Genomic DNA, 12,519 nt, shown 5'->3' on the forward strand with positions numbered 1-12,519 from the left:
AGCGGGGCGGCCAGGCCAGCGTTGATGCTGGCGTCCACCTCGGCGCGCAGGTTCTCGCTCGCGCCGAGCAGCCGCGCGGACAACCGGGGCTCGGTCGCGGCGGCACAGCAGCCCAGCGCGCCGACGAGGTGGCACTGGGCCACCCGGTCGTCGCCGTCGTCAACTGCATGCTGGTGGCGCTGTCCCTGCTCGCACTCGTGGGACTGCGGTACCCGGTGAAGATGCTGCCCGTGCTGCTGTTCGAGTCAGCCTGGAAGCTCATCTGGCTCGGCGCCGTCGCCCTGCCCCTGTGGTTGGGCGACGGGATGGACCACGCGACCCGCGAGGTGGCCGGCGCGGCCCTGTGGGTGGTGATCATTATCGCCGTCGTCCCCTGGCACTTCGCCTCCGGCAGTACGTGGCCGCTCCCGGCGAGCGCCGGCGATCATCGTCCTGAACCGGTAGTACACATGGAGATCGAGGCATTGACCGCAATCGACGCACAGCGCTAGGGTCGCGGCACCGTTCCCGCGCCGCGCCTCCGCAGCTGGCGTGGGACCTTTCGCATCCCCGAAAGGCGACCCGCGATGCCATACACGCTGCGCAGACTCACTCCGCGACTGATCGCCATCGCCACCGGCCTCGCGGTCGTCGCGGGCACCGGATACGCCGTCGCGAACGCGGACACCGGGCCGTCGAAGCAGGTCGCCGCGCCCAGCGTCGACACCCGCACCACGCTGCCGAAGCCGGCAGCCGCCGGCCCCGGCGACGCCCCCATCGGCGGCGAGGTCCCCGGCCGCACCGGATCCGCCATCCGGGCCACCGCCGGGGCCCAGGCCGCGCACCGCGCACGATCCCTGGCCCGGGCCGGCAAGTCGGCCCCCGACGCCGACGCGAGCGCCAGCGCCGCCGCGGCCGCGCAGGAGCACCCCGCCGCGGGCACGTACTTCACCAAACTCGCGACGTCCACCGGCATCCGCGCCACGCACAGCGTCTTCTACGGCTCCGGCGACACCACCCGCACCGGCGACGTCGTGTACGCCCCGACGCTCATGCCCCCGAGCAGCGCGTGCATTGAGATCACGACCGCGTACACCTGGGACGCCCCGGTGGTCTGGGCGTGGGACTGGTGCTCCAGCAACAGCGGCGTCGCGAAGGAGATCCCGATCAACGCGACCTTCGTCAGGACCTACACCACCCAGGTCAACGGGCTGCCGGCGTACAGCGTCATCATCCAGAAGACCAACACCGCGAACAACACCTGGACCGCGTACCTGTACAACTACGCGAGGGGTGCCTGGGACACCTTCTGGACGAAGTCCGGCACCAGCCAGATCGGCGTCCGCGGGTGGGATGTGTTCGAGCCCTACCTGACCCGCAACCCGTCCACCGGCCTCGGCTACTACTGCGCCACGATGAAGGGCCGCGCGTTCGAGACCACCGGCATCCAGGTCCGCGTCAACGGCGTCTACACCAACGCGTCATCGACCGTCGGCGCCTCGTACTACCCGACGATGGACCTCGGCTGCGGCTCGCGACTGAAGTGGACCCAGACCAACCTCACCAGTTGGCGCGCCACGATCAGCTGAGCCCACGCGTTCCAGCACTCTCGCACACCCATCAGTTACTGAGACAGGCACGTCACGTCTCCGGGCGGCGATCATGGTCGGCGCCCGGAGCGAGGGTCATCTCCTCGCTGTTCGTCTCCGTTGACGGTGTCGCTGAGGTGGACCGGATGCCGAGGCACTGACCCGCGCCGTGATCAACATCCGTCCTTCTCGGCATCCGCAAGGACCTTCTCGCGAAAGTCCGCCTCGCTCATCACCGTGGTGTCGTCACCGCTGCCGGTGAGAACCTCGCCGTCCTTGAGTTGCGACACCTGCCGACCATCGAAGCGCATCCGAAGTTTCCATGAGACCACCCCGGTCATCGCGGAATACCTGGTGTCATCCGCGATCGCCGTGAGGCTGGTGGAGGCTGCCGTCCAGCCCTGTGGCGTTTCAAACGCATCGCGAACCTCAAACTCTCCGCTGGCCCTTGCCGTAGTTCGGTAACCGTCATCCGGCGGTTCGACGGACCAGGAATTCGGTCCGTCGACCTCCGAAATGGACATACCAAGAATGCGCTCCATGCCACACAACAGCACCACCAGCTGAACGGCAGATCCGTTCCTCCGCAGGGCCAGCCGCTCCGGCGGCGCCGGTGTACACGCCACCAGGCCGGCCAGGAGCAGCACAATGACAGCGACGCCACCACCGGGGCGGAACCGACCGCCGGCCCCGCCGACTCTAGGACCCCAACGAGTTGAGGAACGTTGACTCCGATGCGATACCACTGTTGACAAGCTGATCGTTCGTCGGCATCTCAAAGATTAGACCTCTGCTGTCGTATCCCTTTACATTCCAGTACCTGCCGTGGAACGGATTTGCGTCGACCTCGAGCCGATTGCAGTCGCCTGGATCCTGGCAGTAGCGCTGAGACTTCGCAGATAATGCGAGGTAGCTGGTCACAAAATCGCCGACGCTACTGTACTTCGTCCATTGTTCAGAATGGGCTCTCTCGTGCTTTTCGAGATCTGGGCCAAGCGTTTCGGCGGCCTTGGCTCCATCGCAGCCAGCCATCTTGCACCAGCCGGCGATGTCGTCCCGCGCCTTCTTCTCGACCTCGAGGTCCGCGATGAAGTCCCCTACCGAGCCGGGATACAGCATGACGTCGCCGATTGTCTGGGCCTGGTTCTTTTTCGCATCAACGAGGTAACCCTGGGCGTTGAAGCACACGATCTGATACCAGCCGAACTTACAGGTGCCGCCCTGTCGTGCCGCGGTGTCCAAGGCAAACTGCGTGCTGCCGTTGGTGATGTTCTCGGGGCGCAATTGTGGCATGTTGACGTTGGTGACGCACTGCCCGTTCATTGTCAGCGCACACTTTTGACCGGGAGGTGGGGTCGGGTTGCCGTAGGGCTTGATCGGGCAGGAGCACGGCGGCGCGACCGGGTTGAGGCGGCGTGGGAGAGCGTGCTCCATCGGGTACGCCTGCACGGACTGTCCTCCGCAGGCACCGCTGGTACACCACGATCCCGGCTCCGTGCCAGCTGGGTCGCTCAGAGTGATCGCGCGATTGTTGGCGTAGGCGTACGCGTTCCATTGCTGGGGGTCGGTCAGGTCCATGACGGGGTCGACCGAGATGAAACGCCCCAGGTTCGGGTCGTACTCGCGGGCGCCGAGGTGGGTCAGGCCGGTGTTGTCGTTGGTGCCCCCGACGAAGCCCTTGGAATTGGGCCAGGTCACGGCGGCGCCGCGCGACCCGCCGTACGGCAACTGACGACGCACCGTGGCCTGTTGGTCGGACTGACGGATGGCGATCTGGGCGGTGCCCTGATGATCGGAGGTGAGCCAGGTCAGGCCCGCGGCGTTACGGGAGGCGACGGTCGCCCCGCCGAACGTGTAGTAGCGGGTGCAGGCGACGCCCTGGGTGGCGGTGGTGTAGCGGACTTCTTGACCTGGCAGGTACAGGGTGCTGCCGGTGGGGTCGCGCCTGATGAGCCGGTTGCCGTCAGCGTCGTAGACGTAGGTCGTTGTGCCCGTGGCATCGACGGAGGTGGCGACGTGGCCTTCCGGGTCCCACGTGATGGTTTGCGAACCAGCTGCGACCGGGTTGGTCGCGTCGCAGTCGTTGGTGGCCGTGCCGGCTGGTCGGCAGGTGGTGTTGCCGTTGCTGTCGTAGCGGTACTCGGCGATCTGGGCTCCGGTGGTGGAGCTGACCGCGTGGGCCCGGGCCGAGCCGGCGGCCGGGTACTGGTAGTCGGTGACGTAGTTGATCGTCGCGGTGTGCACCGTGAGCTTGGTGCGGTTGCCGGTCTTGTCCAGCGCCCACGTGTGCCAGTACGGCGCAGGACCGCCGAGTCCGCTGGTCGACTTGGCCGCGGTGCAGTCGCCGCTCGCCGGGGTCCACGCCTCCGTGAGGCGTTGCAGGTAGTCGTAGCCGAAACACTGCGTGTCATCGACCGGGTCGGGGGCCACATCGGCGATTCTGGTGATGTTGCCGGCGTTGTCGTAGGTGTAGCGCAGGTCCGCGACAGTGTTCGGCGTGGCGGAGTCGCGGTCGGTGCGGATGCCCGTGGTCCGGCCCGTATCGAGCTCGCGGGTAAAGGACTGCCACACGCGCCCACCGGCGGTGCTGTCGGTGTCGAGAGTGATCTGGTCGGTCTGGCCCAGCGCGTTGTAGGCAACGGCCTGGACGAGGGACATGTTGGTGCCCGGGCTCGTCCCGTACAGCGTGGACATCGACGTCGGCATACCAAGGCTGTTATACGCCAATGACAGCGTTTCGGTGGGCAGCCCGCCGGTCACGCCGGGGATCGTCGTGGAGACCAGTGAACCGTCGACACCGTTGTAGGTGTTGTTGTAGGTGTAGGTGCCAGCCAGGCCGGTCTCCGCGGACGGGATCACGATCTGCGTCTGGGTCGCGTGGTACTGGTCGTCGTAGGCGAGAACCTTCGTCTGGTACAGCGCGGTGCCGACCTTGCGGGTCGCCGTGGTGAGTTGACCCTTGGCGACAGTGTCGTAGATCCACTGGGCGCGCAGCGTCCCGCCCAGTTGGTCCTCATAGAGGGACTTCCTGCGTCCGAGGTCATCAAGAACATAAAGGAGCTTCTTCTGGCTTGCGTCCACCGACGAGGTCAGCCGACCGGCGTTGTCGTAGCCGTACGTCATGGTGCCCTTATCCGGGTCACGGGTCTCGATCTGGCGGCCGAGCAGATCGTAGATGTACTCCCACTTGTTGCCCGCCGTGTCCGTGACCTTCGCCAGCTTGCCCTTGGCGTTATACGTGTAGGCGGTCTGGTCCCAGGTGCCCGCGGTGCCCGGCGTCGGGGTCGCGCCGAAGTACTGTCGCTGCGCGACCATGCGGCCTCGGGCGTCGCTGACGATGGACGTCGCGGTGCCACCGGCGGGCGGTGTGACATCGACCCGGTCGCCCCCGTACACGGTGGTGCTGCGCCACCGCTCGGTGTCGTACGGCTGGAAGATGGAGGCGGTCGGGCGGGAGGCGCCGTCGTAGACGACGCGGTTCTGGTGCGGCACGTCGGTGCGTTGGGTGGCGGTGACCAGGGTCGTTCCCGGGGCGCCGTTCGCGTAGTACGCGTTGTAGGTCTTGACCTGATGCCCGGCGGTGTCGAAGAAGCTCTCCGTGATGATCCGGCCACCGGACACCGATGGGGACTGCGTCTGCCGGGCACGCAGCAGGCCATCGAAGAGGGCGTAGCTGGTGACGTACTGCTCGGCGTTGTTCAGCGTACTGCTGCTGATCACAGAAGCCGCGTCGGTGCGCACCAGGTAGCTGAAGGTCATGTTGGCGGTCTTGGTGGCCTTGTCGCGACCGGGCTTCCAGATCTTGGTAATGCGCCCGAGGCCGTCGTACGCGGTTTCCGTGCGCTTCAGGTTCGGGTCGACCACGGTGGTGACCGCGCCGTATGCCGGGTCCAAAGTCGTGGTGGTGACGAAGCCGAGTGGGTTGGTCACCTTCGTCGCGGTCACCGGTCCGCCGATGAGCGGGGTGTACTCGGTGGTCGTGGCCTTGCCCAGGGCGTCCCAGGACGTCGTGACCCTACCGTGGGCGTCGTAGGCGGCCCGTGACGCCGTGATGAACGTCGGCGAGCCGGAGTTCCACGCCGACATGCTCTCCACCTTCGCCGCCAGTCCCTTGTCGGGCGCCTGGAGGTAGGTGTTGTCGTCGTAGGTGAACCGCTGCTCCGAGATGATCTGCGCCTCGGTCAGCGTTCCAGTCGCACTGGCACAGTCCACGGCGTACTGCTGCACGGTGTGCGGCTTGTCCAGAATCCAGGCGGTGGCGTTGCGTGGCTCGAACGTGGTCCTGGCACATGTCTCGTCACCGGTGGTGGCTGTATCGCCCAGGTCCTCCACCCGCACAGCCATGCCATAGGAGTCGAACGTGGTCTTGACCGTGCTGACCATGTCCGCCCGCCCGCCGTCGCGGGCCACCCGCGAGTGGGTCGCCTTCGTGTTGGTGAAGCGGGCGAGGACAGTGTCGCCGTTGATGGTGCGGGTGGCGGTCGCGGACGACTGCCACGGTTCGTTGACCTCGCGGGAGACGACGGCCCCACCGGGCCCGTTGAACACGGTGGTCTCGCGGGTCATTCCGGCGTAGGCATCGTCGTCGTTGACCGTGGCGACGCCTGTGCCGGTGACGGTGACGGTGCGGGTGCCACCGCTGGCAGCGGCCCTGTCGCCGTGCATGCCACGGAAGTACCTGGTCTCGGTGTACGTCCGGCCCGGATCGTCGGAGTCCCCGACGGTGACCCCGACGCGGCTGTAGCCCCGGTAGTCCGACCAGGTCTTGTTCTTGCGGTCGATCAACCCGTCGTCGTCGTTGTAGTGCCAGGCGACGCCGTCGAGATAGGTGTAGTGGTAGGCGATGCGAGGGCTACCCTGTGGCGCGGTGCCACCGGTGTGGTCGATTTCGTAGAGGTCGGTAACGACATACTTGTGGAACCAGTCGGTCACGGGGTTGGCGTAGCCTTCCGGGGTCCACCGGACCGGGTAGCAGCGCTTGCTGTTGGTCTCCGGAGTGGGCGGCGAACCGGCCACACACTCAGGTGCCGAGTACGTGACGTTGATCGTGCCACCGAACTCGGTGCGGATGCGGGCGACGCGCCACCAGTTCATCGCGGCGGCGAAGTCGACGGTGTCGACACGGTTGGCGAGCTGGATGCCGGCGAACTCGATATCGGGCACGCTGGTGGTGGTGCCGGCCAGACCCTCGTGGGAGATCTTGGCCAGCCAGAGGCCGGCACGGGTGCCGTCACCCGGGTCGGGGAAGGTGTGCCGCAGCGTCCACCGCTCGACATTGCGGTAGCCGGAGCCGGAGCGCACCTGGGTGGTCACGGTGGTGAGCCGCTTGGAGGTCCAGAACGTCGGCGAGAGGTTGTCACAGGGCGTGCCGGTGCACTGGGCGTCCCACGGGACGTCCGGCCAGTTCGTCGCGTTCTTCGTGGTGCAGTTGGACACGCACCGGTCGCCCGCGGCCAGATCGACCCGCTCCGCCGCGAGCGCATCGAGCACTGAGTCGACGCCGTTGTCGGTGCGGGTGCCGTAGTCGATGTGATCGAGGTAGCCGCCCCGTACGTACGTGGGCGCGTCGCTGGTGGAGTTGTTGCGTCCGTACCGGTTAGTTTCCTTGACGTACCAGTACGAGGCCGAGTTGCCGTTGATATCGACGACATAGTCGAGGTTCCAGCGCCAAGCCTGCACACAGTCCGAACCGGCGAACGTGGTGGCGTGGCAGGGCTCGTTCGCGTCGTTGCCGAACACCGGCACCGTCCACGCCGACCCGGTCTCCGGGTCGCCGGACGCCCACCCCGGCAACCGGTTGAGACCGAACCAGTACTGCGTGCCTCCGGGAGTGGTGACAACCCAGTGTTCACCGTCGTTGTCGCCGTTGGCAGCGCCGGTCCTGCGCTCGATGCGGGTGCCGTCATCGGCGCGCAGGTGCCAGCGACCTTCACCGCTGTTATAGATCAGCTCACCCGAGTGGCCGGCCAGGGACAGGACGGCGTTGTTCGTCTCCCAGCACAGGTCGCCGGTCTTCTGTGTGTTGTTGGCCCCGGTCTCCATGTCATCGGCGCATCCCGTGTACCGGCGTTCGATCGTTCCGCCGGCGCTGAAATCGAAGCCCTCACCCACCCAGGACGGTTGGTTGTTGGAGGCGGCGTGCCGACCGTCCACCGACTGGGAGTTGTAGTTGAGCCCGAGCTGCGGCGCGAAGCCACCGGCCGACGGTGGTACGCGCATGGGGTACGACCATGTGAAGGCGCCGGAGTTGCCCCCAGCTGACCAGGTGGACGACGCTTGGAACGGGGTCGCTGCGTACGAGCCGGACGGCCCGGAGGGCGCGGCGGCAAGGGCGACCAGCGTGCTGGTGGCCGTGACCGGAACGGTGGCGGAGACCGCCTTCGACTTGAGGTCGTTGGTGGAGTCGAGCGGTGTCGCGGCGCACGCCCCTCTGCCGGGTGTGGTGAGCGCGCAGGCGGGCAGCGACACGAGTCGCAGACGCGAGGACCAGTCGGCCCCGAATGCGCCCGCGAACTGCTTGTAGTCCACGCTCAGCGCCGCCGAGCCAGTGGCATTCGACTCATCGGCTCGAGCTATCCGCAAAAGAACGCCGTTGATCCCCGCCTTGACGGTGGTAGCCCGGTCGAGCACATCGACCCGCATCCGCTTGGGCGCCGCGCCGAGGTCCCGCGCCCCGGACGACGCGGCCGGCTTGACCGCGCCCACCCGCAGACTCAGTCCACCCGCCTTGGCGGGCGTGGTCGCGGCCTTCGCGGCGTCATCGGCGGACAGACCGGTGGTCGCCGCCGAGAGCGTGACGGTGGTCGTGCCCTCGGCGGGCCACTCGGCGGGCGGGTTGGACGCCGCCGGCAGCGTATCCGTCGAGTTCGGAATAGTCGGTGGCGCCGACCAGGCCACCGTCGACACCGGCACGGCGGCCACCGCCGACGCGGTCGGCGGCGCGGCCAGCACCCCGCCGGGCAGCGCGAAGGCCGGCTGGTCCGACAGAGTGCCGACCAGCACGCCGATCAGCGGCATAACAAGCAGACGCACCAGCCGCGCCCGGATTCGTGCCCGCAGCGACGTATATTCGCTATTCGGTATCAAGCTGGCATCGGGCGAGACAATCGTCACCAGGAACCTCCGGGGCAGGCGGCGGGTCGTCAAGGAGCGGACTCAGGAGATGGACGGGCCGAACTGACCCCGGAGCCGGGGCCGCGGCAGCGCGGCCCGGGAGCCGTGCCGCAGCGCGGCAGCATATGGGGGTTCAGATGCCGGTAGTGGCACCGCTGCCGAGCACAACGGGAGAGTCGTCGAGGTCGGTGCGGCGAACGGAAAGGCGCCCTGCGGCAGCGCGCGGGCTCAACGTGCCGGCGGCTCAATCAGGATCGCGGGCAGCACAAAACAATGGCAGTGACCCATGGTGTTTCCCCCGTACCAGAGCGCTGATCTGCTGAGCACGGACTCTAGTAGAGGCCCATCTATAGGTCAATGCATGAAGATCGACTTAGTGTCCAACGGCGTCCAAGTCGGGCCGGCTACCGGACGGTCATGCTGCAGGCTACCCACCAGCACCGGCCCAAACGGCTGTGGATCCACCACACAGGACGGTCCGGTCCCCTGTTGACTCAGCAAAGGAGTACGGTGACAAAGAGAATCCTGGGTAGCCTGACCCGTCGCACGCGCTCGCTCGTCACGGTCGGCCTCGTCTCACTCGGCCTCGTCGTCGCGACGACAACACCTGCCCACGCGGCCAGTTGGTACTTTTTCGACAACTTCGAGACCAACGCGAGCTCGAACTGGGTGAAGGACGGCACGGGCACCTACAGCGGAATCGTGACCCCGACCGGCGGCGTCAACTACAGCAAGGGTGGCTACGTAGCCGCCCGCTTCTACAACTCCTTCGGGTCGCTCGGCCGGTCCGTCTACATCGCGCCGCGGGCCGGCCATCCCGCCATCTCGTGCAAGGCCACGTTCAGCGTCCGTCGCGACGCCCTCTACGGCTCGCTCCCCAAGGTGAACCTCGAGGTCATCGACCCCGTGACCTGGGACTACGTGGCATTCAGCAGCACCTATGTGATCAACACGGAGTTCGCCGCCTTCAGCACCAGCACCTGGTACGGCGGCCCTGCCAACGTCTTCATCCGCGTTTCGGTGCTCGGCCAGAACACCACCGTCTCGCAGGCGGTCTACTTCGACAACGCCTACGTCACCTGCTCGTACTGACCGGACCACGGGGTGCCGCAGGGCTGCGGCACCCCGCCCGGGCGACCATTCCGAATCCGCCTGTTTAGGATGATTCGTCGGCGTATCGCTGACACTGCCTGACGTGAAGGGATCATCCGATGGCGAAGGTCATCTCCTCGCTGTTCGTCTCCGTTGACGGTGTCGCCGAGGTCGACCCCGAATGGCACTTCCCCTACTTCGACGAGAACATGGGCCGCGCGGTCGGCGAGGACTTCGACGCCGCGGACGTCCTGCTCCTCGGCCGCGAGACGTATGACAGTTTCGCCGGCGCCTGGCCGGTCCGCGAGGCGGAAGGCGGGGAAGACGCGCCGTACGCCAAACAGCTCGGGGACACGCGCAAGGTGGTCGTCTCCCACCAGCCGCTGCAGTTCACCTGGCGCAACTCCGAGCTGGTCGAGGGCGATCTGCTCGACGCGGTCGCCGCGCTCAAGGCCGATCCCGACGTGCGAGGCATCCTCATTCCCGGGTCGATCTCCGTTGTGCGGCAGTTGCTCGCCGCGGGGCTGATCGACGAGCTGCGCCTGATGGTGCATCCCGTGGCGGCACGCAAGGGCCGCAGGCTCTTCGACGACGGCGACGCCCCGTACTTCCTGAAGGTCATGTCAGCGGAGGTGTTCCCGACCGGCGTGCTCCGCGTGATCTACGCGCCGACCGCGCCGCCCGCACACGTCGGCTACGACGACGTCAAACACCAGGTTCCCGGAGCGTAACTTTTCGAAGCGCTCATTGATAACAGTTTCTTTGCTCATAGTTCTGCCGTAGTCCGTCCTTGACGGGACGGCCATCGTCGTACACAGTCACGACGACGTCGAGGTCAGTGCACGGGTGACGGCAATGGTGGAGATGCGAGCTGCGAGTACGAGTGAAGCGGGGCTGGTGGCGGCCGCCCGCTCCGGCGACCGACAGGCACTCGATGAGCTGATCGCTATCTACCTGCCGTTCGTCTACAACATCGTCGGCCGGGCCATGAGCGGCCACCCGGACACCGACGACGTCGTCCAGGACACGATGCTGCGCGCCGTACGCAACCTCGGGTCGCTGCGCGATCCGCAGGGTTTCCGCACCTGGCTGGCGACGATCGCCGTCAACCAGGTCAGCACGTACCTGCACCGCGGCGACGTCGCCAGCGGGCGCAACGCCGCCCTCGACGAGGCCGCCGGGCTGCCCGACGCCGGCGCGGACTTCGAGGACCTGACGATCCTGCGCCTGGGGCTGTCCGGGCAGCGTCGACAGGCCGTGCTCGCGAGCCGCTGGTTGGACCCGGACGACCGGACGCTGCTCTCCCTGTGGTGGCTGGAGACGGCCGGTCACCTGACGCGCACGCAGTTGGCGGACGCGATGGGGCTGAGCACCGCCCACGCCGGCGTGCGCGTCCAGCGGATGCTGGACCAGTTCGAGCTCAGCCGGGCGATCGTTGCCGCGCTGGCCGCGCGGCCCCATTGCGCCCGGCTCAGCGACGTGCTGACCCACTGGGACGGCCGGCCCAGCGCCCTGTGGCGCAAGCGCATCGGGCGGCACGTGCGTGGGTGCCCGGTTTGCGGCGCGGCGAGCGAGGGCCTGGTCCCCACCCCACGTCTGCTCGTCGGTCTGGCCCTGGTGCCGGTGCCGATGGCGCTGACGGCAGCGCTGTTCGCGAAAGGCTCGGCCGCCGCGAGCGTGGGCGTCCTCGGTGGCGCGGTGGCGTCGGGCGCCAGCGGGGCGAAAGTTGGATTTCTCGGTCAACTGGCCCACGCGGTCAGCGGCCACCGGGTGGCGGCCGCCGTGGCCGGCGGTGCGGTGGTCGCCGGCACGGTCGCTTTCGCCCTGGCCCCCTGGTCCCCCCCACGCGAGCCCGACGTGGTCCTGCCACCGCCGCCGCCGACGACCAGCGCCGCCGTGACGTCACGGCCCGCCCCGACCAGCGCACGGCCGACCCGCCCCAGCGCGAGCCCGACCCGCAAGCCGAGCACGAGCCCCACCCCCACCCGCCCCGCCATCAGGGCGGTGGCGCACGGGCCGCTGTCCCTTGAAGCGACCGACCGGGCCGGGGAGTACGTCACCCTGGTCAGCGACCTGGGCACGCTCACCGCCGCCAACCCGGGCAGCGCCGCAGACGTCCGCCAGAACGCGACGTTCGAGGTCGTCGCCGGGCTGGCGGACGCGCGCTGCGTCTCGTTGCGCACGTCGGACGGCCGCTACCTGCGGCACTCCAGCTGGCGGCTGCGGCCCGCCACCGACGACGGGACGGTCCTGTTCCGGGAGGACTCGACGTTCTGCCCCCGCGCCGGAACGACGTCGGACTCCGTGGCGCTCGAGTCCTACAACTACCCCGGCCGGTTCCTGCGCCACGTCGACACGGCGCTGTGGATCGACCCGACGGACGACACGACGGCGTTCCGTACAGCCAGTTCGTTCCGGATCCGGCCCGCGCTCGCCAACTGACTCTCCTTTGGTGATCCCGATAACGGAAATCTCAATATCGCATGTCCGCCGGAAATTGTTATGAAGGAAAGCGCAATCTGGTCATCCAATTGAAATATTGAATGCATCGATGCGTTCTGTCAGTCTCCGAAGCACCGCGGCTAGCTCCGTCGCGGGTTTGGAAAGGACTGAGTCATGAACAATCCGTCCCATGGTCGCCGTCGACGTTGGCGGCTGAGCCTCGCGGTGCCGTTGGCCCTGGCCGCCGTAGCGGCCGGTGGCGCGCTGGTCGCGTTGTCGGGCACGGCGCAGGCCGGCACGACCC

Annotated in this window: 7 protein-coding genes; 5 read left to right on the forward strand and 2 right to left on the reverse strand. The window is 67.6% G+C overall.

Annotated features, from left to right (window positions below; genetic code table 11):
• Positions 1–128: 128 nt before the first annotated feature.
• Positions 129–491: a hypothetical protein gene (locus ABD211_RS32350; RefSeq protein ID WP_344140225.1), complete on the forward strand. Its 363-nt coding sequence runs from the start codon at positions 129–131 to the stop codon at positions 489–491.
• Positions 492–566: 75 nt separating this feature from the next.
• Complete coding sequence (locus ABD211_RS32355) at positions 567–1,568, forward strand: hypothetical protein (protein ID WP_344140227.1); 1,002 nt, start codon at positions 567–569, stop codon at positions 1,566–1,568.
• A 173-nt stretch (positions 1,569–1,741) separates the two neighbouring features.
• Here the strand turns inward: ABD211_RS32355 and ABD211_RS32360 are convergent, their stop codons facing one another.
• Positions 1,742–2,215: a hypothetical protein gene (locus ABD211_RS32360; protein WP_344140229.1), complete on the reverse strand. Its 474-nt coding sequence runs from the start codon at positions 2,213–2,215 to the stop codon at positions 1,742–1,744.
• Positions 2,216–2,267: 52 nt separating this feature from the next.
• The gene (locus tag ABD211_RS32365) at positions 2,268–8,681 is read right to left on the reverse strand and encodes an RHS repeat-associated core domain-containing protein (protein ID WP_344140231.1); all 6,414 of its coding nucleotides are present in this window, start codon (positions 8,679–8,681) and stop codon (positions 2,268–2,270) included.
• Positions 8,682–9,191: 510 nt separating this feature from the next.
• On the opposite strand from ABD211_RS32365, the gene ABD211_RS32370 reads away from it, so the two are divergent.
• The 3 genes from ABD211_RS32370 to ABD211_RS32380 all read left to right on the forward strand — a co-directional run bounded on the left by ABD211_RS32370 (position 9,192) and on the right by ABD211_RS32380 (position 12,215).
• Positions 9,192–9,773, forward strand: coding sequence for a hypothetical protein (locus ABD211_RS32370; RefSeq protein WP_344140233.1), 582 nt, complete (start codon positions 9,192–9,194; stop codon positions 9,771–9,773).
• A gap of 119 nt (positions 9,774–9,892) precedes the next feature.
• On the forward strand, positions 9,893–10,504 hold the full coding sequence (locus ABD211_RS32375) for a dihydrofolate reductase family protein (RefSeq protein WP_344140235.1): 612 nt from the start codon (positions 9,893–9,895) through the stop codon (positions 10,502–10,504).
• A 133-nt stretch (positions 10,505–10,637) separates the two neighbouring features.
• Positions 10,638–12,215, forward strand: coding sequence for a sigma-70 family RNA polymerase sigma factor (locus ABD211_RS32380; protein ID WP_344140237.1), 1,578 nt, complete (start codon positions 10,638–10,640; stop codon positions 12,213–12,215).
• Positions 12,216–12,519: the final 304 nt, after the last annotated feature.

This window comes from Luedemannella flava (genome assembly GCF_039528515.1).
Lineage (GTDB): Bacteria > Actinomycetota > Actinomycetes > Mycobacteriales > Micromonosporaceae > Luedemannella > Luedemannella flava.